Source organism: Pseudomonas sp. ICMP 561, assembly GCF_002699985.1.
Lineage (GTDB): Bacteria > Pseudomonadota > Gammaproteobacteria > Pseudomonadales > Pseudomonadaceae > Aquipseudomonas > Aquipseudomonas quasicaspiana.
Genome location: NZ_LKBT01000011.1, coordinates 74,011 through 97,324 on the forward strand (window position 1 = coordinate 74,011; position 23,314 = coordinate 97,324).

At 57.1% G+C, this 23,314-nt stretch carries 29 protein-coding genes and 2 pseudogenes; 9 read left to right on the forward strand and 22 right to left on the reverse strand.

Going from position 1 to position 23,314, the window contains the following annotated elements:
• Nucleotides 1–253: 253 nt before the first annotated feature.
• The 3 genes from AO242_RS09925 to AO242_RS09935 all read left to right on the forward strand — a co-directional run bounded on the left by AO242_RS09925 (nucleotide 254) and on the right by AO242_RS09935 (nucleotide 2,375).
• Entirely contained in the window at nucleotides 254–1,075 is an 822-nt protein-coding gene (locus AO242_RS09925) for an alpha/beta fold hydrolase (RefSeq protein ID WP_176560600.1), read from the forward strand.
• Between the two features lie 687 nt (nucleotides 1,076–1,762).
• Nucleotides 1,763–1,945 carry a type II toxin-antitoxin system HicA family toxin gene (locus tag AO242_RS09930; RefSeq protein WP_099268566.1) on the forward strand — a complete coding sequence of 61 codons (183 nt, stop codon included), beginning with the start codon at nucleotides 1,763–1,765 and terminating at the stop codon, nucleotides 1,943–1,945.
• A gap of 22 nt (nucleotides 1,946–1,967) precedes the next feature.
• Nucleotides 1,968–2,375 (forward strand): type II toxin-antitoxin system HicB family antitoxin, encoded by a 408-nt coding sequence (locus AO242_RS09935; protein WP_099268567.1) that lies wholly within the window; start codon nucleotides 1,968–1,970, stop codon nucleotides 2,373–2,375.
• Between the two features lie 58 nt (nucleotides 2,376–2,433).
• Here AO242_RS09935 and AO242_RS09940 read toward each other — a convergent pair whose 3' ends face one another.
• The 20 genes from AO242_RS09940 to AO242_RS10040 all read right to left on the reverse strand — a co-directional run bounded on the left by AO242_RS09940 (nucleotide 2,434) and on the right by AO242_RS10040 (nucleotide 17,947).
• On the reverse strand, nucleotides 2,434–2,928 hold the full coding sequence (locus tag AO242_RS09940; protein WP_099268568.1) for a lysis system i-spanin subunit Rz: 495 nt from the start codon (nucleotides 2,926–2,928) through the stop codon (nucleotides 2,434–2,436).
• Nucleotides 2,925–3,362, reverse strand: coding sequence for a cell wall hydrolase (locus AO242_RS09945; protein WP_099268569.1), 438 nt, complete (start codon nucleotides 3,360–3,362; stop codon nucleotides 2,925–2,927). The genes AO242_RS09940 and AO242_RS09945 overlap by 4 nt, the downstream gene beginning before the upstream one ends.
• 87 nt (nucleotides 3,363–3,449) lie before the next feature.
• Nucleotides 3,450–4,019 carry a tail fiber assembly protein gene (locus AO242_RS09950; RefSeq protein ID WP_099268570.1) on the reverse strand — a complete coding sequence of 190 codons (570 nt, stop codon included), beginning with the start codon at nucleotides 4,017–4,019 and terminating at the stop codon, nucleotides 3,450–3,452.
• 7 nt (nucleotides 4,020–4,026) lie between these two features.
• Nucleotides 4,027–5,037 carry a phage tail protein gene (locus tag AO242_RS09955; RefSeq protein WP_099268571.1) on the reverse strand — a complete coding sequence of 337 codons (1,011 nt, stop codon included), beginning with the start codon at nucleotides 5,035–5,037 and terminating at the stop codon, nucleotides 4,027–4,029.
• A 118-nt stretch (nucleotides 5,038–5,155) separates the two neighbouring features.
• On the reverse strand, nucleotides 5,156–6,316 hold the full coding sequence (locus AO242_RS29390; RefSeq protein WP_176560601.1) for a phage tail protein: 1,161 nt from the start codon (nucleotides 6,314–6,316) through the stop codon (nucleotides 5,156–5,158).
• Complete coding sequence (locus AO242_RS09965) at nucleotides 6,316–6,921, reverse strand: YmfQ family protein (protein ID WP_049827079.1); 606 nt, start codon at nucleotides 6,919–6,921, stop codon at nucleotides 6,316–6,318. Before AO242_RS09965 ends, AO242_RS29390 begins: the two co-directional genes overlap by 1 nt.
• The gene (locus AO242_RS09970) at nucleotides 6,912–7,955 is read right to left on the reverse strand and encodes a baseplate J/gp47 family protein (protein WP_099268572.1); all 1,044 of its coding nucleotides are present in this window, start codon (nucleotides 7,953–7,955) and stop codon (nucleotides 6,912–6,914) included. Before AO242_RS09970 ends, AO242_RS09965 begins: the two co-directional genes overlap by 10 nt.
• On the reverse strand, nucleotides 7,945–8,340 hold the full coding sequence (locus AO242_RS09975; protein WP_373562210.1) for a phage GP46 family protein: 396 nt from the start codon (nucleotides 8,338–8,340) through the stop codon (nucleotides 7,945–7,947). The genes AO242_RS09970 and AO242_RS09975 overlap by 11 nt, the downstream gene beginning before the upstream one ends.
• Nucleotides 8,341–8,348: 8 nt before the next feature.
• Entirely contained in the window at nucleotides 8,349–8,885 is a 537-nt protein-coding gene (locus tag AO242_RS09980; RefSeq protein WP_099268574.1) for a phage baseplate assembly protein V, read from the reverse strand.
• Nucleotides 8,886–8,938: 53 nt separating this feature from the next.
• Nucleotides 8,939–9,973: a phage baseplate assembly protein gene (locus AO242_RS09985; RefSeq protein ID WP_099268575.1), complete on the reverse strand. Its 1,035-nt coding sequence runs from the start codon at nucleotides 9,971–9,973 to the stop codon at nucleotides 8,939–8,941.
• Nucleotides 9,974–9,976: 3 nt separating this feature from the next.
• On the reverse strand, nucleotides 9,977–11,218 hold the full coding sequence (locus tag AO242_RS09990) for a DNA circularization protein (RefSeq protein ID WP_099268576.1): 1,242 nt from the start codon (nucleotides 11,216–11,218) through the stop codon (nucleotides 9,977–9,979).
• A gap of 24 nt (nucleotides 11,219–11,242) precedes the next feature.
• Nucleotides 11,243–13,102 (reverse strand): phage tail tape measure protein, encoded by a 1,860-nt coding sequence (locus tag AO242_RS09995; protein ID WP_176560602.1) that lies wholly within the window; start codon nucleotides 13,100–13,102, stop codon nucleotides 11,243–11,245.
• A 129-nt stretch (nucleotides 13,103–13,231) separates the two neighbouring features.
• Nucleotides 13,232–13,531: a phage tail assembly protein gene (locus AO242_RS10000; protein WP_087264742.1), complete on the reverse strand. Its 300-nt coding sequence runs from the start codon at nucleotides 13,529–13,531 to the stop codon at nucleotides 13,232–13,234.
• A complete protein-coding gene (locus AO242_RS10005) occupies nucleotides 13,531–13,878 on the reverse strand; it encodes a phage tail tube protein (RefSeq protein ID WP_027901678.1) in 348 nt (115 codons plus the stop codon). The genes AO242_RS10000 and AO242_RS10005 overlap by 1 nt, the downstream gene beginning before the upstream one ends.
• 60 nt (nucleotides 13,879–13,938) lie before the next feature.
• Nucleotides 13,939–15,435 carry a phage tail sheath C-terminal domain-containing protein gene (locus AO242_RS10010; RefSeq protein WP_099268578.1) on the reverse strand — a complete coding sequence of 499 codons (1,497 nt, stop codon included), beginning with the start codon at nucleotides 15,433–15,435 and terminating at the stop codon, nucleotides 13,939–13,941.
• Entirely contained in the window at nucleotides 15,432–15,623 is a 192-nt protein-coding gene (locus AO242_RS10015; protein ID WP_099268579.1) for a DUF2635 domain-containing protein, read from the reverse strand. Before AO242_RS10015 ends, AO242_RS10010 begins: the two co-directional genes overlap by 4 nt.
• Complete coding sequence (locus AO242_RS10020; protein WP_099268580.1) at nucleotides 15,620–16,210, reverse strand: phage tail terminator protein; 591 nt, start codon at nucleotides 16,208–16,210, stop codon at nucleotides 15,620–15,622. Before AO242_RS10020 ends, AO242_RS10015 begins: the two co-directional genes overlap by 4 nt.
• Nucleotides 16,211–16,342: 132 nt before the next feature.
• Nucleotides 16,343–16,636: a phage holin family protein gene (locus tag AO242_RS10025; protein ID WP_049827083.1), complete on the reverse strand. Its 294-nt coding sequence runs from the start codon at nucleotides 16,634–16,636 to the stop codon at nucleotides 16,343–16,345.
• Nucleotides 16,629–16,997: a putative holin gene (locus AO242_RS10030; RefSeq protein WP_099268581.1), complete on the reverse strand. Its 369-nt coding sequence runs from the start codon at nucleotides 16,995–16,997 to the stop codon at nucleotides 16,629–16,631. The genes AO242_RS10025 and AO242_RS10030 overlap by 8 nt, the downstream gene beginning before the upstream one ends.
• Nucleotides 16,998–17,530: 533 nt before the next feature.
• On the reverse strand, nucleotides 17,531–17,947 hold the full coding sequence (locus AO242_RS10040; RefSeq protein ID WP_099268582.1) for a hypothetical protein: 417 nt from the start codon (nucleotides 17,945–17,947) through the stop codon (nucleotides 17,531–17,533).
• A 198-nt stretch (nucleotides 17,948–18,145) separates the two neighbouring features.
• Here AO242_RS10040 and AO242_RS10045 point away from each other — a divergent pair, with 198 nt between their 5' ends.
• The 5 genes and pseudogenes from AO242_RS10045 to AO242_RS30120 form a co-directional block, all read left to right on the forward strand.
• Nucleotides 18,146–18,853, forward strand: a complete 708-nt coding sequence (locus tag AO242_RS10045; RefSeq protein ID WP_027901684.1) for an XRE family transcriptional regulator — start codon at nucleotides 18,146–18,148, stop codon at nucleotides 18,851–18,853.
• A gap of 155 nt (nucleotides 18,854–19,008) precedes the next feature.
• A complete protein-coding gene (locus AO242_RS10050) occupies nucleotides 19,009–19,260 on the forward strand; it encodes a DUF1654 domain-containing protein (RefSeq protein WP_164706238.1) in 252 nt (83 codons plus the stop codon).
• Nucleotides 19,261–19,550: 290 nt separating this feature from the next.
• Entirely contained in the window at nucleotides 19,551–19,793 is a 243-nt protein-coding gene (locus AO242_RS10060; protein WP_099268585.1) for a pyocin activator PrtN family protein, read from the forward strand.
• A gap of 270 nt (nucleotides 19,794–20,063) precedes the next feature.
• Nucleotides 20,064–20,792, forward strand: a pseudogene (locus AO242_RS30115) (MCP four helix bundle domain-containing protein); the annotation flags it as partial.
• 306 nt (nucleotides 20,793–21,098) lie between these two features.
• Nucleotides 21,099–21,695, forward strand: a pseudogene (locus tag AO242_RS30120) (methyl-accepting chemotaxis protein); the annotation flags it as partial.
• A 184-nt stretch (nucleotides 21,696–21,879) separates the two neighbouring features.
• Here AO242_RS30120 and AO242_RS29660 read toward each other — a convergent pair.
• Together AO242_RS29660 and yiaY are read right to left on the reverse strand one after the other, a co-directional pair.
• Nucleotides 21,880–21,933 (reverse strand): hypothetical protein, encoded by a 54-nt coding sequence (locus tag AO242_RS29660; RefSeq protein WP_257153409.1) that lies wholly within the window; start codon nucleotides 21,931–21,933, stop codon nucleotides 21,880–21,882.
• Between the two features lie 25 nt (nucleotides 21,934–21,958).
• Nucleotides 21,959–23,107, reverse strand: coding sequence for an L-threonine dehydrogenase (gene yiaY, locus AO242_RS10075; protein ID WP_099268587.1), 1,149 nt, complete (start codon nucleotides 23,105–23,107; stop codon nucleotides 21,959–21,961).
• On the opposite strand from yiaY, the gene AO242_RS10080 reads away from it, so the two are divergent.
• Entirely contained in the window at nucleotides 23,106–23,312 is a 207-nt protein-coding gene (locus AO242_RS10080) for a hypothetical protein (protein ID WP_099268588.1), read from the forward strand. The genes yiaY and AO242_RS10080 overlap by 2 nt on opposite strands.
• The last annotated feature ends 2 nt before the right edge of the window (nucleotides 23,313–23,314 follow it).

Consider the following 23,314-nt stretch of genomic DNA (forward strand, 5'->3'; position numbering starts at 1 on the left):
TCGTAACTGACTCTATTAACGCTCATAAGTTGAGCTAACGTCTTTAGCTGACTCTCGTGCAATGCCGAGAGCTGGAGGTTCTGTGTCAGATACTCACAACACCCAAACCGATTCTCCAACGAGTTCACGCAGGCAAGTGCTCAAAGTTAGCGCCACAGCGCTGGCCGTAGGCTCACTCTCGGCAATGGCGCTGGGCAGCAACAGCGCCGCTCAAGCGGCCACTTCAGCCCCCACTGGAAAAGGACATAACGACATGACAAGTTTCACGACCAGCGACGGCACTGAAATTTTCTACAAGGACTGGGGCACCGGTCAGCCCATCGTTTTCCACCACGGCTGGCCGCTCAGTTCCGATGACTGGGATGCGCAGATGCTGTTCTTCCTGTCCAAGGGCTATCGCGTGATCGCTCACGACCGCCGTGGTCATGGTCGCTCGACCCAGACAGCTCACGGCAACGAAATGGACACCTACGCTGCCGACGTATCAGCGCTGGTGACTCACCTGAAACTCAAAGATGCCGTGCATATCGGCCACTCCACAGGCGGCGGTGAAGTCGCTCGCTATGTTGCGCAACACGGCGCTGGCCGCGTGGCCAAAGCGGTATTGATCGGCGCAGTGCCACCGATCATGGTCAAGTCCGAAAAGAATCCGGGCGGTCTGCCGATTGACGTATTCGACGGCTTCCGCGCAGCGCTGGCAGCCAATCGTGCCCAGTTCTACAAAGAAGTGCCGATCCCGTTCTACGGCTACAACCGCGACGGAGCCAAGGTATCCGAAGGCGCCAAAGACAACTGGTGGCGCCAGGGCATGATGGGCGGCGCCAAAGCCCATTACGACTGCATCAAGGCCTTCTCGGAAACCGACTTCACCGAAGACCTGAAAAAAATCACCGTACCGGTGCTGATCATGCACGGCGATGATGACCAGATCGTGCCGATTGCCGACTCGGCGGAGTTAGCCATCAAGCTGGTGAAAAACGGCACGCTGAAAGTCTACAAAGGCTACCCGCACGGTATGTGCACGACCCACCCGGAAGTCATCAACGAAGATCTGTTGGCGTTTATCAAGGGCTGATGGTTCTTGAGTTAAACCCAATCCTGTAGGAGCTCACCGAGGTTACGAGGTGAGCACCTACAGGGTGAAATGCCTGGCTGTATTTCAGGCTATACACAGGGTGCGGATGTATGCCCTTCGCGAACAAGTTCGCTCCTACCCCATCCAGGTCATGCGCTCTTTCTGACCGGCCTCGGTAGGACCGAATTCATTCGGGAAGGCATTATGTCTGGCGATACTCAGCTTGCGGATGTACCGCCCCCTCGCGAACAAGTTCGCTCCTACCCCGTCCAGCGTCATGCGCTCTTTCTGACCAGCCTCGGTAGGACCGAATTCATTCGGGAGGGCTGTATGTCAGGTGATACACAGTGTGCGGATGTACCGCCCCCTCGCGAACAAGTTCGCTCCTACCCTATCCAGCGTCATGCGCTCTTTCTGGCTCCCTCGCCTCCCGAATTCAAGCCTGCTTTTTCAGCGCAGCAAGCTCACTCATCGTCCAGATCCTGCTGCCATGTGAGGCGGAACGCGCTCATATTCAGACGCACAAAAACAGCGAAATTCCTCAGCCATAAACGAAAGATGAGCATCTTTTCCGGTAGGTTCTTTGCCCATCATTTAATTGGATAAACCGCGCTATCAGCATACTTCACGGACTCAAAAAAAATAGTGTGTACAATACACACCGCGACTAAGCTAAGGGATGAGCCGATGCGCAGCAGAGAGATGATCAAAGCAATCGAGGATGACGGGTGGTATCTGGTCGCTACGAAGGGAAGCCATAGGCAGTACAAACATGCAACCAAACCCGGCAGGGTCACCATTAAGCATCCCGATTCAGATATCCCGATCAAAACGATCAATAGCATCCTGAAACAGTCGGGCCTGAAATGATTCGCGAGATAGGTACGAACATATGAAATTCACAGTCGTCCTGCATAAAGATGCCGATTCTGACTACGGAGTGACAGTCCCGGATGTGCCTGGTTGCTTCTCAGCCGGAAGCTCCGTGATCGAGGCACTGGATAACGTCCAGGAGGCGCTTTCACTTCACTTCGAAGGTCTCGTCGAAGATGGCCATCCATTGCCGTCGCCTAAGGCCATCGATGTTCATATCGCAAATCCGGATTACGCAGGCGGGATCTGGGCAGTGGTTGAGTTTGACGTGACGCCCTATTTCGGCAAAGCCGTGCGATTCAACGCAACACTCCCAGAGAACTTGTTGATGCGCATTGATGATCGCGTGAAAAACGATCACCGCTATGCATCACGCTCTGGGTTTCTGGCGGCTGCGGCACTTAAAGAATTGCGTTGCGAACACTGAGCCGGCGTTAAGCGCGAATCGGGCTCTGTGAAGCACGCACAAAAAACACAAGGATCAATTAACCGGCACGCCCCAAACACACCGTCTCAACATACTCCTGCAACGCACTCAATTGACGGATGGCGTCATCCCCGTCGACGCCGGTATGGAGAATTCTTTCTGCAACCGCCGGGTCAAGTTGGGCTCGATTTTCTTCATCAGGCTGGCTGGTGGCGCGGGTGGCGGTTCGCACTGCGGGGCAGCGGGCGTTGACGTACACCCGCCGAGCACCAGTAGCAACAGCAGCAAGCATGGCATCATTTTTTTCATCGGCGAGGACCTGCTCCTGAGTATGTCGGGTATCCAGATCAAGCAGCAGCTTCTGGGTTTTCTTGCGTGATTCATTGGCGGCGGTGAGCTGGCGAACCTTCTCTCGCTCGGCATCACGTTCCAGTGAAACGACGTCGCGGTCGGCCGTTACAGTGGCCAACCTAAAAGCCAGATAAGTACTGGATATCAGCAGCGCGAGGGCTATCCAGCCCCATAAGGGGATCCATTTGAAGAGCGCACTCATGGCACATCCCTGAAGAAAATATGACGCCCCAGTTTGAGTGTCCGCCTGGCCATCGACGCCCACGCCGGAGCCTTGAGCAGGGTAGTGGCGTAGTAATGAGTCGCGCCGCCAGTGGGATCAGAGTGCTCGCCTGCGATGACCGCCGAAGCAGCCTGCGAAGCCAGCGCGAACTGCGCGACAGGAATAGGTTTCCTGCCGCTCAAAAAGGGATAGTTCGGATCATTACGGTTCCAGCAACTGAACTGATAAGGCGCCCGGCATACCCCCTCATAGCCCTCCCCCCACCAGTCCGGTTTACCGTCATTGTGCAAATCCATTTCCACCCGATTACGGATGGCCCAGCCGACGGCAATCATTCCCGCCTGGCCTTCACCACGCGCCTCGCCCCAGAGTGTGCGGGCGAGGGTGTCGTGATCTGTTCCTGTTGTTGCCATGGTTTTCTCCGGGCGAAAAAAACCCGCCGGAGCGGGTATCTGTTTGAAGCTTTAAGTGCACACAAAAAAGCCCCGGCAATGCGGGGCTTATTCAGAATCGAGGGCATCGGGTGGCATCGGCCAATCAACATCAGCCGGGTAACCCGGTTGTTGCTCAATGCGATTCAGAGCAATGCGATAGCGCTTCCAGCTAATGAGCAAAGACTCCTCGGTTTCGGTTGACTCACCCAGATCATGAGCATCCTGAAGAGGTGCAATACGCAAGGTAGATAGCCTCAACTTATCATCGCGCGAGGTAAGCATTTCAGCCACTTTAGACGCTGTTAGTGCCTCCTCATCCAAATGCCATCCACCGTCACGCCAAACATGAAAGGAATCGGGTCTTGGTTCAGTTGTATAACCTTCCGGCAACTCACCGAGTGCTGTCCATTCCGTTTGCGCACCATTGACAGTAAGAAAAATCATGCCACGGTGATCAACCACGGTTTCCACTTTACCGTCTACCATTGCCAAAACATGACCGACATCAGGAACGACCAGTTCATCTGCTAGCTCAATTGCATTACTCGGAAGCTGTACTCCGATGCCAGGAACAATAGGCAGAACTACAGGACCCGCCAGAACTCCGGTGGGATCAATCAGATAAATTGCAGTCATATAAACCTCAGATGAGTTTGATGCGGCCGGGATAGGCGATGTTATGTGGGCGAGTTTCAGTTCCCCCTGTAGCTCCGGTTACATATCCGCCACCATAGACGGCACTGTCAGCGCCAGGAGAACTCGCTCCGCTTTTCTGCCCCGCAATGAAGTTGACGTGGGTGTGACTTCGGAAAGCGTCGTCTTGATGACTGCCAGCGATACGGGATGCGTCAAGACCGCGCGACTCGTCAAATACACGCAAGAATTCGCCGCGCATTTCAGGCCCACGAAAAGTCAACGTCCCATCTCCCGTAGTCCAGCAGCCATAAAGCGCAGAGCGTTGGGCATCCGTCGTCAGCATTCCCGACTGCTGGGCATAATCCCAAAGCCAAGGCCATTCGGAACGGACGAATATCGAACCGGAAACAGCTCCGTACCCGCCAGGAGGAAAGCCCTTAGACGTGTCAAACACGACCCGGCCTAGAGGAGTAGCGTCGCTGCGTCCTACGGGCCACCAATTACCGGCGCCGTCGCTACGCAGGTGCCACCAGTCGCCCGCCCCCATAAGAATCAAAAATGGATAGCCCGCCGCATTCAGGTGCGTATGCAGTTTGATTTTGTCACTACCAGCAGCAAGTACCTTTAGCCTATTTCCGGCGCTGTCTACACGGTGCACGATCACATCTCTAACACCTAGCTCTGGAAGCGAACTGGGTAGAGTAAGGGTTAAAGTCTCCAAACTTGCGTCTATCAACACCAGCCCCAAATCAGAAGACAATAAAGTTTTTGACTCAGACACATAACGCAGTACAGGCGCATAACGGGACGAAATTTTGTTTACAGCTACCATCAACTGCGTATTGTCGCCTTCATCAGGCTTCAACCCAGCCGCCTCAATAACATTGAGAACTTCGTGAGTTACCGCATTCCCCCAAGAGCTAGGAATATAACTTCCCACTTGCCCATTCGTAACATCCTCATCCACAAACCGACCATTGATCAGCCCAATATCTGGCATACTTTTTGGAAAATCCATTATTCTTTACCCAATAATTACTACAGGAACACTAAACGAAAGCCTGACAACTAGAAGAGCTATAAGACTTAAATAATATTAGCGACGCGAATACCAAAATTAATCACGCGTAAAATACTTAGATTAGTTTTATGCGCCCAGGATAAGCAATATTTCGCGGCCTGATTGCATCCCAATGGTGTGCGGCAGAGGTGCTACTTCCAGTTAAGCGAGAGTCCGAGACGGCAGTACGTTTATCGTAGTTCCTGACATCGGCAGAACGTCCTTCGGCTCCGCCACTAAGGATTTCACTCGCAGCTTGGGACGACCCAGCTACACGGGAAATATCGACAGCACGAGTATCGTCGAGAACCCTAAAGAACTCTCCTCTCGCCTCAGGACCACGGAAAGTTGCGACACCATCTCCACTAGTCCAGCCACCCTCCATGCCAACACGGCCGGCCTCAGTAGTCAGCATTCCAGACTGCTGAGCGTGATCCCACAACCAAGGCCATTCCGCGCGGATGAATACGGAGCCGGAGACAGGGCCATAACCGCCCGAGGGGATCACGGTAGTGCTGTCGAACGCAATTCTGCCTAATGGAGTGGAGTCGCTACGCCCCACTGGCCACCAACTACCGGCACCATCACTGCGCAGATGCCACCAGTCGCCAGCCCCCATCAATACCAAAAATGGATAACCAGCTGCATTGAGGTGAGTATGCATCTTGATTCTGTCATCGCCACCAGCGACCACAATGAGACGATTATCAGTGTTATCCATACGGCGCACGATGACATCCCGAACACCCAGCACGGGCGTAGCAGCCGGTAGCGTGACACTTGTAACCCCTTCGGTCGCATCAACTACCACCAACCCAAGGTCGGAAGACAGCAACGTTTTGGAGGAGATGACTTTGCGAAATACCGACCCCGTGACCGCCTTTTTATCAATGGCTTGATGCACTCCAAGCGGGGTGACGGCCTTTTGTTTGTTGGTTCCGGTCTTGGTCTCTTCCACACTGGCAAGCTTGACGGCGCCTAAGTCCGTCTCAGTTGCGATGGGCATTGCGTCCGGTATGGTGCGAATGACTATTCTGTTAAGAGCGTCCAGTAACTGCGCGTCGTTACCCTCCTCAGGCACCAACTCCGCCGCCTCAATAACGTTGATAATCTCCGACGTCATGGCGTTGCCCCAGTCCGCCGTGATCAATGATCCAACCTGGCCGGTGACATTGCTTTCATCGACAAAACGGCCATCTACCAGCCCGACATTGGGCACGCTTTTTGGAAAATCCATTATTCATTTACCCCGTAATTTATGAACTCGTGCGCGTGTGCAGGCACTGCGCGGCGGATGACGCATTCGAAAGCGCTGCTGGGGTTAACGCCGAAACGCTCGCCCCAATGACTGGTGTTGAAACGACGGCCCAACCTCAGGCGCGGGCCGGTGTTGAGGGTCCACATGTACTGTGCTGACCAAGTGCCAAAACGAGCTTTACCGAAGCGAGCATTACCGAAGCGCGGCGTGCGATATTCGGTGACGGTCGCTTGCAGATACCCCACCGAAATCGCCAGTTGTACGAAGAACGCGGGTGACTGCCCGCCCACTTCTGTCAGGCGACGGCGGACGGCCAGTTGCCGGTCTTCGAAGGTGGGGTTCACGCCCAGGCATGGATCGGGCAGCCCCATGACGTGCTCCCAGTCAGGGACCAGTTCGCGTACCCGGTCTGGATCGCTTTCACCCAGCAAGTCAGAAAGACGCAAGTCTTCGCGGGCCAGTTCGAGTGATCCGGCTTCGAGCAGTTGATGAATTTCCGGCACCCGCTCTGCATCCCATGCGGGACCGGGAGGCAGCAGTGCCTTGAGCTGCGCGTAGTACGCAGCGGCGGTTCTTATCGCCATAAGATGCCTCCAAAGGTGGGCAGCTCATTGGCACCTGGCTGTACGTTGCCGAGTGGGGCGAACAGGGTGTGATCCTTTTCGCCTGCCGCGCCGCTGATGGCTTCGGCGATGTGGCTGGCGAGCAGGACAACGCCGAGGTCGGCTTCGCGGCTGTGCAGGTCAATCAGTGCGTCTTCCACGGCAGCACGAATGGCGCCGCTGTCCGGAGTCAATTTGATTTCGTACTGGATCGGCAGCTCGACCGGCGCGAACACTCGTACTTCCGCAGTCACCGGGCGCATCGATTCGATGTAGTCGTAAACGCGTTGCAGTTGCTCGGCGTTGGGGATCGGATCGATATCGCCGTCGCGCACAACGAACACGCCAACCGTGCCCGGTCCCATCCAGTGCCTGCGCACCCAGGCCCGCGTCACGCCGGGCACTTCCAGCGCCCAGGTCACGTAGTCACTTTGATTGCCGCCATGGGGCACTACCGCGTAGGAACGCATGACCTTGGCCCGTAATGCCTCGAGGCTTTCCTGCTCGGTGCCGCCGGTCAGACCGGGCTCAAGTACCACGAAGGTATCGGCGACACCGGCCACCGGCGAAACGGTGGTCAAGCGAGTCGCCGCCGACGTATTGCCCAGAATGCCTGGCACCACGGCTTCCAGTTTTACCGAACCGCTCAACGCCGTGAGCGTGACCGACAGCGAAACTTTGAACAGCGCACCATCGCCTTCGCGTTGCAGCAATGTCCCGGCATCCAGCACCGCGCCCGCCACACCGGTGAAACTGGCAGTGCCCGCTGAACTCACTGCGGGCAGATAGCTGCGCCTGAGCCGCAGCCGGGCCATGCGCAGCAGGTTTTCTTCATCGGCGGTGTCGGGCAGGATTTGCGCGGCGATGTAGTGTTGATGCCCGTAGCGACCATAGGAAGCGGCACCATTGATGCGCGCCAGCACCTCGGCGTCAGAGCGCAGCAGTGCGCTCGAACCGGCCAGATCGCTCCGGGCGCGACTGATCAGTTCGGGTAGAGAGGGAGTTTTAAACGGCATTGATCACCAGCCATAAATTATCGAGATAAATTTCCACTGTGGCGCCGCCCGTCAAGGCCAGCCTCACCCGCATGTCGAGCCGTTCGGCACCGCGTGTGATGTCGATCAGGACGGCCGAAACCCGGCCGTCATCGAGCATCCATTGCAGTGCTTCACGGGCGTAATCCTGGGCATCGCGTTCGGTCTGAGCGGTGAGCGTGCGGCGGCGCAGCAGGTACAGCCGCGAGCCGATCTGGTCATCGGTGACCGTGGGAAAACTGTCGCCCCACCAGCCGTAGCGCTCCGGGTCGTCCAGCTTGTCGTCCACCCCGGCCCGCCGCCATGTCAGCAGGCTGATGATTGCCGCGCGACGCCAGGCCAGCTCGGTGGTTGCTTCATTGATCAAGCTCATGGCTAGCCTCCCGGCACTGGTTTTTTGTCCGAGCCTTCATGCACGTGCGTGACCAGGCTGACGCCATCAGCGACCTGATCGCCCGACGACTCGATGCGCCCGGTGGTGCTGATCAGCGGTGTGTCGAACGTCACTCCGCCGCTTGCCTTGACGCTGAAGTTTGTGGTGTTCAGATCCACAGAATCAGTGGCATTGATCTGTAAGGTCAGGGTCTGCAATTCGATGACGCGATTGCGTTTGAAGTGGATGAAATCCCCCTCATCGGTGTGCAGCGCCACTTCGCCGTTCTTCAGACCGGTCAAACGAAAGCGGCGATCTGAAACACAGATCACCACGCCGTGTGACCGATCACCGCCGATAAAAGCGGTCAGGCCCTCAGCGCCAGGATGGGGGTTGGAGGTGTAGCCATACGGCTCGAAGTGTTCGAGACCGTCCTTTACCTCGTCGGCGGTCAAAGTCATTTGCAGGGACTGAATCGCCCCGGCAGGGTTGACCAGATTGACGACTCCGCGGACGAGCGTGTTCAGCAGCTCTCTCATGTCGAAGGCTTCCAGTAGGTAATAAAAGTGGGTGAGCGATGGTTTACGTGGCGTTACTCAAGCTTTTTGGGCTCAGGTAGAAACGCTTCGATGGGCGCGACCGTGAGGTCTGCGGTGGTGCCGCTTTCCCCCAGGTTGTACTGGATCTGGCTGATCAGCATGTCCCGGTCATCGCCCAGCAACCGATCGACGATGCGCACGATCATGTTTTCCCGCCAAAGATCGCCATTCGATTGCCGCCAGCCCTGAATCTTGTAGGTGCGGGTCAGCGCCTTGCCCTTGCGGCTGGCGCGTTCCCAGTCGGCACGAGATTGAGCGAGTTCCTGGGTCAGCTGGTTCTGCTCATGAATGTGCTTGAGCCGCTTGCGAGGTCGAATGTCGTCCAAGGCCGTGGCCTTGACCTGCGCCGCTTTGTCGGCCGGTTCTCCATCCTCGCGCTTGCGCTGTCCGGTCACCAGGTATTCAGAGAACACGGCGGAATAGTCCTTTTGCGCAGAGCCGCTGAGAATATTCTTTCCGAGTTCCAGACGGTCAACAGCCCGACCGCTGCTACCGGGAGCAACAATCACTAAATGCCCCTTACCGTCATCTGTGGAAAACAAACGGGAAAGCGTGAGTAACTTGTCGATGGACTCGAACACGGTTTCGCCCGGCGTAATAACGTGTTCCTTTACCGGGAACGTCTTGGCGACCTCGCTGAGAACCTCGACGCCATAGGGCGCGGCCAACGCCTGAACGATGACCTGCACACTCTGTTTTTTCCATTGACTGGAGGAGCCCGTTGCGGCGCAGTCGACCAGATCCGCAGTAAGCGAACGCCCGGCTACGGAACGCGTCACGCTGTTGGCGTCATAGCTGATCGGGGTCGAATAAACGTGCCCCGTCAGCACAAGGTCCGCACCAATCCGAATTTCGCAGGGAGCGCCTTGCTTGACCGGAACTTCCATGTCCTCGCCCGGCCAGCGCCAAGAGACGCCCAAAGTAAAAGTCCGCGCCTGTTGCTCGATACCGGCGGTGATACTGACTGTTTTCCAGCCACGGTAATCCCTGCCGTCGACGCTGAGCGTGACGACGTTTTGCAAGTCCATGGGTTACTCCTGAGCGACTTGAAGGATCGCTGCCGGCAAAAAGCCTGGATGAGGAATGCTGTTGCGCGCGACGATTTCATCACCGCGTGTGGCGTCCGCAAACTGCCGGAACGCCAGCACCACAGCAGGCACTGATTCTTTGGGCGACACGTCGACAAGATTGACTCCTGAACGCGCAACAGCGGTCAGGTGTTCCCTCATACGTTTGCGAACCGCTTCGATGCGCTCGAAGTGCTCGTGATCAGCCAGCAGCGCCGCTTGCCAAAGCACATCACTGAGAGCGTCACGCAATTGCGTGATGTCGGCTGCAACCGGTACTTCGGGCCGTGCCACCGGGGTGGCAACCTGCTGCTCAAGGCTGGGCACTCCCGGCAATGCCGAAGACGCCGCAACCACTGGCATGGCCGAGGCCAGACGGAGAGCATCGGCCAGCACCACATCGCGAACCAACTCACGTGTAGCAGTAACGGCTGCGACCGTGGCCGCGCCTCCCGCAGCAGTTGCCGGACTCACCAGCCCGAGCACCGTTTCCACCTTGGTCATGGCCTGGCGTTGCGAGGTTTTGAAGCGATCAAACTCGCCGGTCATGCTGGAGAATTGCGCGCCCAGCATCGTTGACAGGTTCTCCGGAAAATTGGCCAGTGTGTCCGCCAGCGAAGCCGCCGAACTGACAAAGCCGGTCAACTGACTGAACTCGTGCTGAATCGCCAACTGCACTCCGGCAATGCCGTTCTGCAGGGCGGTCATGCTGATCCGCGCTTTGTTGACCAAAGCCATCGCGTTCTTGTATCGGGTCAATGCCGAATCCAGAAAACTCCGGTTTTCCATTTCGAGCAGCCTGGCGGTGTTGGCCACCCCGACGGGGTAACCTTTTTCACCCGCTTCCACGAACGACAGGGAAAATCTCGCGATTCCCCCATCGGCCCGCGCCTGCTTGACCTGACAACCCTCAGTTGCAGTCACGGTCATGCGCCCGAACCAGGGGTGAACCAACTCCCCTGAGCCGGGTTGATCGAGTGCGTGCAACAGGTTGTCGCGCTGTACGAAGCAATCGTCTCCAATGACAAACGCCTCGAAGGTTATCGCCCGGGTTTTGCGCCCCATGTCTTCGACCAAAGGCCGATCACGCTGGGGATATTCATGCAACTGCGTACGCCGCCCCACTACCGTAGTGTCACTGTCGACCCAAAAGCCTACACCACGGAACGAGGCCGACTGCAGGTCATCCCGCCAAGTCTTGCTCATGTCGCTGTCCTTTATTTCGAGAGGCTACTGCTGCGAGAGGCTGCGAACGCCCCTTTGCGATATCGAGAAGCCCGGCTGATTGGTTTGAGCCTCGCCAACGGTGGTGCCCGGTGGCGCGTTCTGGAAGTGCACGGTCAACGCGCCTTGCAGGTTCATGCGGTTGTTGGCCGCCGCCTGCTGATTGAGCGAGCCGGCCATGATCAGGCTGCCGGGCGCACCGGCTTCAGTTGAGCGCAAAAGTGAATCGACTGATGCGCCGCCTTGAGTGAGGTTGCGCTGTGCCTGTTCGTCGCGGACGAGCTGGGCGGCATTGGCCATGACGAACTGACCTGTGCCCCCGCCGATGTTCGTGCTGACCTTGACTGCGTCACTGCCACCGAAGAACGCCATGATCGAAGAAATAATGGGTTCAATTGTCGTCCAGATCGATTTGAACAAACCAATGATCGGCTCCCAGTTAGCTTTGACGCTCGTCAGCGGGGACCAGGAAAGAACCTCGGTGATTCCCTCCCAAGCCGCCATTACTGACGTTTGAATCGTCGTCCAGACCTCCTGAAAGAAGCCCGACACAGATGACCAGTTGGCAATCAACAAGCCTGCTGCGAGGGCAATCCCACGCACGACGAGCCCCACAGGATTGGCGCCGATAACCGTGTTCATGACAGCACTGGCGACCGTCGCCGCCACCACCGCCAAACGCAAGAACGTAAACCCCGCCGCTGCTCCGGCGATGCTTCTGACCAAGCCGGGATTGGCCTCGGTAAACGCCGAGACCTTGCTGATCAAAGGCCCGATCGTACCGAGGAAATCATTGACCGGCGGCAGCAGTGCCGTGCCAATCGCTACGCCCAATCGCGTCGTCTGGTTATTCATCAACTGCAGCGCACTCTCGGTTGTCGACGCGCGTGCTGCATAAACCTCCTGCATGGAGCCGGCATATTTCTGGCTGTTGCCAACCAGTTGAAAGTTACGGGACAGCGCATCGAGACCGGTCACCAGCGGAGCAGCGGATGAGTCACCGAACAACTGCGACAGCATCGCGCCCTGCTTGCCCTTCTCCAGCGCATTCAGCTTGGTCAGCACATTACTGATCGTACCCTCCGCGTCTGCGGACATGCCTTGGGATACCGCCTGCGCATCCAGTCCCAAAGCCTTGAACGCTTGCTGCTGGCCCTCGGTAGCGAGGACGCCCGCTGTAAGCGTTTGCGTGAAGTTGCGCATGCTGGTCGCCGCAGCCTCTTCAGACATGCCGCTTCGAGCGAAAACAGCGCCCATCGCGGCGGTCTGCCCCGCACTTAACCCGGACGTGCCTGCGGCAGTGACGATGCGGGAAACTTTCCCCGTGTCTACACCACCGGCCCGGCCCAGTTGAGTGATCTGATCTGCCAGCGCCACCACTTCAGTCTGGTTCAGTTTGAAGTCTGTCCGCCACCGCGCCATCATCGCGCCGGACTGTTCCCCGGTCTGATCGAAAGCAATGCCCATCTTCAAAGCATCTTCGGCAAACGTTTTCAGTTCTTCACGGGCAACGCCCGATTGTCCGCCCAGCGCAAACACTTGCGCGATGCCCGCAGCGGACACCGGCAGCTTTTCCGACAGGTCGAGCACATCCTTGCTCATCGCCTTGAATTGCTCAGGCGTCTGAAAATCAACCACCCGCCTGACCCTGGCCATAGAGCTTTCAAAGGCAATAGCGGCTTTCGCGCCATCAACGAAGGGCTTCATCAGCCCCTCCTTGCCGGTCAAAGTATCCATGAAGGGAATATTGCCCAAGGCGCTCAAGGATTTACTCAAGGTCGAGATTTCTTTCTGCGCGTTTTTGAGCTGGGGCGACAGCTTGTCGACGCCGGTCATGACCACCATGACTTGAATGTTATTAGCCATTATTCCCCCGTTGCTCTTCGAGTATTCGAAAGGCATGCCACTCGCTTTCCAGAATTACATCCAAAGGTCTTCCCATGAGCACCTCAGGGTCCGACCTCCAGAAGTAAGCGAGGTCGTACACCATGCCGATCAGGTCGGCGACGCCACCGAAGCGCTCTGCAGGAAAAAACCGATGATTTTCCACACCAGGCTGTTCAGGTCCGCCAGGTCCAGTTGGTTGACTGATCCCGCCGGAATGGCTGCGCACACCGCGATGTATTTGCAGGCTGCTTCGATATCCGCAACCGGCATCGACGAGTCGGAAAGGGTGTAAGGCAGCACTTTGATCGCCCGACACTCCTCAGCCGTCGGGCGACGCAGGTGCAGCTCCGTGAGTTCCTGACCGTGCGCCTTGATGGCGACGGCCAGGGTAAAGGTCTCTTTGCTCATCACTGCCAGTCCCCCGAGATGCCTTCGAATTTGAGGCTGACCTTGCCGTCCTCACTGGTACTGGTCATGTCATCTACCGCGTACGCGCCGCTGAGCACGTAAGTGGTGCCGTCGTTGAACTCGGCGGTGATCGTCATGTTGGTGCCGGTTTCGATTTTTGCCCGAGGGAAATCGACGGTACGAATCGCGTCAACTTTGATGAACGGCGTCACTTCGTTTTCCTTGAAGTAGCCGACCACGACGGTTTCGCGCTTGACCCGGGACATCGGTACTTCTACCGCGCCCGTGATAACCAGCTGTTCGCCGTCGACCTTGATGTAGCAAGTACCCGCAACTTTCTGACCCATGTGAATCTCCACGAAAAAGCCCGCACAGGGCGGGCTTGGAATGACGTTTGATTAAGCGGCTCAGGCCGCATCGGAATACTGCAGACGGAACTGATACAACAGCGCGAACACGCGCAGTTGATTGACCAGATCCGGTGGATACAGCACGTTCAGGCGATTCGGATTGGTCGCGTCGCGCTCAACGATCAGGTTGTCCTTGAAGGCGTCGATGTTCTCGACGATCCCCAGGCGCACCAATTCACCATAAGCTGCGATCAGCTCACCGCGGATCACCTTCGGGGTCACCATGCGCTGGCCGGGGCCGAACTTGGTGCCGTCGTTCGCCAGTTTATGGCGACCGTATTTGCTGGTGATGCGGGTACGCAGGAAACGCAGTACATACGCCGACTGGTGCAGCGGCTCGCTGTCCAGGTACGAGTCATCCGGCTGGTTGTACGCGTTACGCTGATACGTAGTGATCGCGCGCTGGATACGCATTGCGCTGCCCGAATATTCGAACGTGGCGATGCCGCTGCCCAGCAACGACTGGTATTCATCCAGCATGAAACGGTCGCTGACTGCCGCTGGCTCGATGGCCCCCAACTCACCCGATTGCGTCGGGCATGCAGGGTCGGCGCTGATGAACACCGCAGTGCGTGCGCTGAACTGTGCGGCGACTTCCCATACTGGTTGCGGAATGCTTTTTTCCACGGCGCCGATAGACACCGAAGGGTCATTGCGCAACTTGCCCGCAGCCACCAGGGCACCCAACGTACCGCGTTTGGCACTGTAGACCCGACCGTAGATCTGCTTCGCCCAGGACCAGCGACCCGAGGTGAAGTCCATGGTGGATTTCCAGTAATCCAGCGTTGCGGCGTCAGTCCATGGCTGGCTGATGAACTCGAACGGTTCGTCGCCCAGAGCAGCCAGTGTGGCGGCCATTTCCGGCGTACCGACACCACCGGCCATCGCGGCCACAACGACTTCCAGACCGGCTGGCAGTTGCTCACCATTGGCAGCACCCAGTCGGTTGAAGCTCAACTGGATATCGTTGCCCAGCTCGCCTTTGAACTTGCTGACCAGCGTGACGACGCCCGCTTCGGCGGTAGCCGTCACCGGCAGATCGGTGGCCGCATTGATAGCGCTCAGCAACGCAGCAGCTGCTTCAGCGGCCGTGGCCAGTTCAGGCACGATGGCTCGCACCCGAACGCCGCCCACATAAAGGCTCAGCAGGCCGGCCGCGGTGGCGGTACCGGTCAGCGTGACCTTGCCTTGCGCATTGGTGCCGGACTCGATCTTGAGTGGCAGGCACCAGACCTCGCCCGCAACATCGATCTTGCGATGCGCTGCATGCATGGCCCACAACATCGAACCAGCGCCGCCAATGGCACGCGCTTCGGTGCTGCGCGAGATCAGCACCAGGCGGCCGATGTCTCCACTGGTTGCATCGTCGTTGACCTGACCGATGATCAGGCGTCGCAGACTGGAAGCACCGCTGTTGGCCATTGAGTTATCAAGCTCGGCGTAGAACAGAGGTACACGAAGATCGGATGGAATCTGGCTGAAACCTACAGTCATTTGGCGGCACTCCCCTTTGCTTTGGGCAGGGCTGAAGCCGTACCCACAATTACGTCAGCATCATTGATCCGTCGCTGCCAGTAGGCAGTCAGCGGTACTTCGTAGCCCTCGACGGACAGCAGTTCGCCGCCCCGGGCCGGATCCGGAACAGCCCGGCCTTCGGCAGGTTTCACATGCACTCGTTTCACTGGGGTATATCCTCACGGGTTTGAAATTCGAAGCGGCCATCCGGGCCGCGCTCTGTCAGGTTTCGGTCGACCATCGGGTCAATGAAGTCGATGTCCATATCGACTCCCTCAAGCAGTGGCAGGCCATCGTTGACCTGCTCCTGCCACGTTTCTGCAGCCCCGGCCGGGTCACTGCGACCCAGCATGAACTCGGTGAAAAAGCGGAACTGGTAAACCACACGGTTATCGTCGATCAGCAACATCGAGCTACCGCTGTACTGCAACGGATCGTCTTCATCCTCAGGCTGAAAACCCACCAGAGCAGCCCATAGCTGAACGCGAATGCTGTGAAGTTCCTGAGTCGCGGCCTGGCCGTATTGATCACGGTTAGCCAGCGCAACGTTGATCAGGTATTGCTCACGAACGATGTGCCGGACCACGTTGGTGGTGGATTCCTGTGCGGTATCGCCCGCCGTCAGGACATAAGCCGCGGGCATCGCAAGCTGGTCGTCGGTGCGGGCGCTGTCCCACTGCAGACCACCGGCGACCCGGCCCTGAAAACCGGGGCAGCGCTCGCTTATCTGTGCAATCAAAGTTGTTACGTTCATTTCAGAACTCCTGTTTCAGAACTCCAGACACGACAAAGCCCCGGGAACGGGGCTTTGCAGTGCTGATAAAAAGTGGCTCAAAAACCCGCCGAATGCGGGCTCTCAGAAGCTATTGGCGTGCAGGCATCAAGCTCACTCTCCGATCTTCCAGACTTGCGCCAGATTGCCGTTGCTCTGGTAAACAGAGCCGACAAATACCGCCAGGATCATGACCAGCGGCCAGGCCTGAACCGGCATGACCAGCATGCCTTTGCAGATGTAAACCATCACCGTGCCAGCGCTGACCATCACCAGCCAGGCCAGACAGCTCATGTTGCGGCGAAACCGTGCGCCCTTGCGGCGAAATGTGAAGAGCCGTACGAACAGGCCCATGCATAACCAGAACGTCACCTGGGTGAGTAGTGCGCTAATCAGAGGCTTATCCATCATGACCTCCAGGCTGCCCGGTCTCTAATCTGCCGCGCCGTTTGATGGCTGCCAGCGCCACAGTGACCACCAGCACGGAGGCCCCGAATGCGGCGGGCCCTGAATACTTGAAAGGGCGAATCCCCCAGAATTCGAAGTCCACTAAAGCGGGGGCGAACAAATAACCCATTACAAATGACACCATCAGAAAAACCATCCGCTTCCAGACCGGCATTTCTTCTGTGGTGGTAAAGAACACCAATGCCCCCGCAAATGCGCCGATGGCGGCGAGCGTATCGATGCCTGTCAACAATCCTGCGAAACCCGCACCGGCCGCACCAGCGACCACGACAGATGCGGCCGTGCTCGCTGGCTCGGCCATGCTCATACTCCATTGCTATTCCCGAAGGGAAAAAGAAACCCCGCCGAAGCGGGGTGGGTGACTGCCTGTAAAAGGCCTGATGACGTGGCTGAAAAACCTGCCTGCCGCTGCTGCCTCAGGCGTAAATCTCAGATCGTGCCGCCTTTGTACCTGCCGCCGGAAAGCATGGGAAGAGGCGATTTTGGGGTGGTTCAGATGCGACTGGAACGCGACAGGGATGTGACCACAACACGACAAAGTCGCTCGACGAATGGTTGCCAGGTCGTCGTTTGAAGAGCTCGTTTTTCTGAATATCTGAAGAAGCGTCCTTTCCTGAAAAAACGGTTACGCCGAAGCAAATACCAGATCTGTTGGAGCGAGGCTTGCCCGCGAAGAACGATAACGCGGTGGGTCTGGCCTACCGAATCGAATGGTTCGCGGGCAAGCCTCGCTCCAACAGATCTGGTATTTGCTTTGCGACAGCGCGGCGCCAAAGACGGGGCGGGGCCTCCTACAGAAAATGCATTTCAAAGCAGGGATTGCATGGAGTGCCTTCATCTGCCGGAAAGAACATCGCGCTTACTCGTACTCGCCATCACAATCGACATCACCTGCTCATGCAACCGCTGCACCCAGTTGCGGTAAGTTCGATCTGCCCCCTCGGCAATCCCTGCGGTGCGCATCTGTTCGCGGACCGGAACAAGTTCGCAGTAACGTTGCGTTGCCAGTCTGGCCAAAGCCGCCTGACCCGGTGTGCGCTGCAATTGCGCGACGGCGCGATCTATTGCGGTGGCGATGGTGTCCATGCCCGTGCCGCCGCTATCCAGGATGCGAGACCCCGGCGTGCTGCGCGGTGGTGCCCCGCCCCATTCAATCAATGCGCCCAACTGGCTGCCTAAACCGCCACCCAGACCTCGCTCGCGGGTTTGCTCACCCCAATGCACCATCAACTTTTCGATTTCCTTGATCATTTTGTTCCCTCGCCATTCAACTCAATGTCCGCCACAGCAGGCATTGTGAAAAAACCCGAAGCGCAACCCGCCGACCTGACCGAAGTCAGGCAAACCGTCGCAACCTGTGGGATGAGCAAAAAGATTAGCAATCGCTAATATTTACATCAATAGCAAAATGTAATTTACTGTCTGCTAACGCATAGCGATGATTAAGCCATGGATATTTACGAACAACGCCTTAGAGCCCTTCGCCATGCTATGGCTGGCCTCACTCAAAAAGACTTCGCCAACCAGTTCGGTCTGGACGCGTCTTATTTATCGCAATTGCTGAACGGCCATCGAAAGCTGGGGGAAAAGGCTGCCGCCACCCTAGAGGGCAAGATTGATCTGCCCGCAGGCACGCTGGTTTCTCCAGATACCAATGATCTGCTCGAGGGGGCAGCACCTAAAACAGTGGCTCCCGTGGACACCAAAAGAGTCATGGAGTCCTTGGGGTTCATCACCATCCCGCACCTCAACGTCGCCGCTTCGATGGGCCACGGTCTGGTGCCGGAAAATCAGGTCGAAGTCATTCGCGAGATGACGGTCCACCTCGACTGGCTGAAAACCCAGGGAGTGCCGTATTCCAGCCTTGAAAATCTGGCGATCATCACCGGTGATGGCGACAGCATGGAGGGCACCTTTCGCGATGGCGACTCGTTGCTGGTAGACCGGGGAATTACCGAAATCCGCACTGATGCGGTGTACGTGTTTACTCTGGACGGTGATTTATTCATCAAGCGCCTGCAGCGAATGACCGGAGGCGCGCTGCGGATGATCTCGGACAATCCTGTTTACCCCCCGATCATGATCGACGGCGCTGATCTGGAGAAAATCCATATTCAGGCGCGAGTGTTGCTCGTGTGGAATGCCAGGAAGCTTTGAGCCTCTGAGCCTTTGAACCAGGCCGATGAATGCGCCCGCCGATGCGGGTTTTTTTATGGGCGAGCCAAAAAAGAGTACACGCGTACTCTTTTTCTCTTGCCGTTCAGCTCATCGATATTTACTGTATGTATATACATAACACCAAGGAGGATCACATGTCCAAGACCCAAACCAGAGCCCTTGCCCCCCCTACGTCGCTTGAACTGCTTGGGGCACGCCTTCAGAAAGTCATCACCTCCCCCGCCGCTCGCAAGGAGCACGCAGCGCTGGTCTACAAGGCCCCGGATGAGTCCCAGCAAGACTGGGATCAGATCATTGATGCCATCACCGAGACCGACGGTGTCTATGCAAACGTTCAGGAAGACGGATCCGTCCGCGTGTTCTGGGACGTACCGGCTCAAGATTGAGCAATCCCTTCAGAGGAATAGAAATATTTAGCAAATGCTATTGTATAAATATTTAGCCATTGCTAATTTAATCTCGTACCCATTCATTACCGAGTACGAGTCATGAAAATTTCAAAACACCACCCTCGCTGCCAGGTGTACCTGCATCCGGCAGCAGCTTCGAGTCCGGAGGCGGTTCGGGCTATCCAACGGCAAGTCGGCCTGCTTCTGATCATCACCCCAAAAAAACGACGTGAGTCGTGCAAACCAGCAAGTGCATATGAATTCACCCCTTGGGGAGGCGACGCGGCATGAGCCAGACACTCAATCAACTGCGGTCCGAATTTGCCACGCCCTGCCCGACTCTGAGCGCCGTTCGAGAGCGATATTTCTCCCACATATCGAGCGACCGGTATCTGATGCGCAAGATCAGCAGTGGCGCAATTGCCCTGAAAGTCACACGGCTGGGCGGTTCCAGCAAAGGACAGCCAGTGGTGTACCTGCACAATCTCGCGGACTATCTGGATGCTCAAGATCAATTACAGGCTGCATGACCCTTGCGAATGCCGCTGTCCGACAGCGGCATTGATTTCATTCTTGCAGAGCAAAGACTGGAGACCCACATCTGCGTTTCCAGCAAAAGTGATGCAGGCGATCAGCTATCACGACATGTCTAAATCAATACTCTTAACCAATACTGCTGATATTTAAGACTTTTTTCTGCTCATTACTGGATATTTCAAAATAATCAGCTAAGAAGCCTAAAGCTGAAACGTTAAACGTCGATAGGTTACTAACGTTTCCTCTCTCGACAGGCTATTCGCATGAATCTGAGAAATCTCAACATTGCCCCCCGATCGCTGCTCTGTTTTGGCTTTTTTGCCTTACTGATCACCGCTCTGGGCCTGTTCTCATTACAGCAGTCAGTTGGCCTGAAAGAATCACGAGAGGCACTGCAGGACAACGTATTGCCGACCGTTCAGACCATTGAGCAGATCAAGACCGATCTGGTGACCATCCGTTTGGGCAACACCGGCTTGCGAGCAGCATCAGATGCAGAAGGAGCCAAGCGCCAGCTTGATCGCATCAGCCAGGCACGTACCGGCCTGGAAACAGACGTGCGCAAGCTGAAACCTCTGTTGATCACGGAGGCTGGCCAGAAAGCGTTCAGCAGCATGGAGCGCAACCTGATGGCATACCTTGCCGTGCATGCGCGCTTTCTGGACGCGGTCGCCCAGAAGCGTGAAGACCTCATCAACGCAATGACCAACGCCACGGGTGAGATGACTCAGGCTGCGGAACAGTTGAGCAAGGACATCACCGAAGTTTCGCGCCTGGCCGACCTCAAGATGGCCGAGTCCGATGCCATTGCCGACCAGACCTATTCTCAATCTCGCAACGTCACCATCATCGCTATCATCGTGGCACTTATTGCAACCCTCGGCCTGGCTGCACTGTTCACCCGCAGTCTGGTTGCCCCCATTGCCAAGGCATTGGCCGTTGCTCAGCAAATTGCTGCCAACGACCTTAGCAAGCCAATCGATGTAGACGGCAAGGATGAACCGGGCCGATTGCTGCAAGCGCTGTCGGTGATGCAACAAAACCTGCGTCGCACACTGGGTGAACTGAGCGATTCATCATCGCAACTGGCGTCGACTTCCGAAGAAATGACCGCTGTCACTGAAGATTCATTGCGCGGCGTACAGCGTCAGAACGATGAAATCAATCAGGCTGCCACGGCCATCAACCAGATGAGCGCGGCCGTTGAAGAAGTCGCACGCAATGCATCGCTGGCCTCCACAGCCGCACGCGATTCGAGTCAGTCTGCAGAAAATGGCAGCAAGCGAGTTGGCGAAACCGTGAGCGTGATCAATGAGCTGCATCAGGCAGTCGGCGTCACCGCGGTTGAAATCGACGGGCTGGCGGTACAAGTGCAGGGCATCAGCGGCGTGCTGGATGTGATTCGTGGCATCGCCGACCAGACCAATCTACTCGCTCTTAACGCAGCTATCGAAGCGGCACGAGCGGGCGAAGCCGGTCGTGGCTTTGCGGTGGTGGCCGACGAGGTTCGGGCACTGGCCCACCGTACTCAGCAGTCCACTGCCGAAATCGAAAAAATGATCGCCTCGATTCAGGACGGTGCCGGTAAAGCGGTCAGCGCCATGGGCCATAGCAGTGAGCGCGCACGCGCCAGCCTTGATGTTGCCGAAGCGGCTGGCCTGGCGCTGAAGGAAATCACTGCCGCTATTGTGCAGATCAACGAACGCAATATGAGCATTGCCTCGGCCACCGAAGAGCAGGCGCAAGTCGCCCGGGAAGTTGACCGCAACCTGACCAGCATCCGCGACCTGTCCCTGCAGACCTCGGCCGGAGCCAACCAGACCTCGGCGGCCAGCAGCGAGCTGTCGCAACTGGCGGTGGGGCTGAATCAGTTGGCGCTACGCTTCAAGATGTGAGGGTGATTTTCTGTAGCAAGCATGCCTGTTCCAGTAGCAGGAATGCATTCCCCTGTGGGAGCAGGGCTTGCCCGCGATAAGGACACTGCGATCCAAAGTGAACCGTGTCCAGCCTTATCGCGGGCAAGCCCTGCTCCCACAAAAACAGCATTTCAAATCAAGCCTCTGTGCCCCCCCACCTTCCCTACTGCTCCACCACTATCTCCGGTAAATCCAGCCGTCGCATGTAAACCTGCAACGGCTCGCCAATGCGCAGACGAAAATCACAGTGCGCGGCGGAAGATATCTTCTATTTGCGCCTGATCAGCAGGACGCGGATTGGTCAGACCACAAGCGTCTTTCAGTGCGTTGGCTGCCAGGACCGGGAAGTCTTCTTCCTTGACGCCCAAGGCAGTCAGCCCCGGCGGAATGTCGATGGAACCCGCCAACGTGCGAATCGCAGCAATCGCCGCACGGGCGCCCTCCTCCGGCGCCAGACCGCGAATGTCGGCCCCCATGGCATGCGCCACATCCGTCAGGCGCGCTGGGCAGACCGCGGCATTGAAACTCTGCACATGGGGCAGCAATACGGCATTGCAAACGCCATGGGGCAAGTCATAGAAACTGCCGAGCTGGTGGGCCATGGCATGCACAAAGCCCAGGGACGCATTGTTGAAAGCCATGCCTGCAAGGAACTGCGCATACGCCATGTTTTCTCTCGCCTCCATGTCTGAGCCATCGTCCACTGCACGGCGCAGATAACCGGCGATCAGTGACATAGCCTTCAGGGCGCAGGCATCGGTGATCGGCGTGGCGGCGGTCGACACATACGCCTCGATGGCATGAGTCAGCGCATCCATACCGGTAGCAGCGGTCAGCGACTTGGGCATCTTCGCCATCATTGCCGGGTCATTGACGGACAATAGCGGTGTGACGTTGCGATCAACGATGGCCATTTTTACGTGGCGCACTTCATCAGTGATGATGCAAAAACGGGTCATCTCACTGGCCGTGCCCGCAGTGGTATTGATGGCGATAAGCGGCAATTGCGGGTTCTTCGAACGGTCCACGCCTTCGTAATCACTGATATGCCCACCGTTGGTGGCGCATAAGGCAATGCCTTTGGCGCAGTCGTGGGGCGAGCCGCCACCCAGTGAGATCACGAAATCGCATTGGCGCTCACGCAGCATGGCCAGACCGCTTTCGACGTTGCTTACGGTCGGGTTAGGTTTGGCACCATCGAACACCACTGAGTCAATGCCCTGCTCGACCAGCAGCCCGGCGATCTGAGTCGCCAGGCCTGCCTTGGCCAGACCTGCGTCGGTGACAATCAGTGCTTTGAGAAAACCGTATTTACGGATCGCCTGCATGGCTTCGTCGAGACAGCCAAGGCCCATGATGTTCACGGCGGGAATGAAAAAGGTGCTGCTCATGATGGAACCTCGGCGTGATCGCCTGCGCGTGGGGAATGCTTACAGCATGCGCGCGCCGAGGAAGGGGGAATTGATCTGGCTCAATGAATTGAAAAGCAGCACGACCTCTGTAGGAGCTGACGAGCAGCGCGAGGCTGCGATAGCGATCTGTCTGATACACCGCTATCGCAGCCTCGCGCTGCTCGTCAGCTCCTACAAATACTGAGT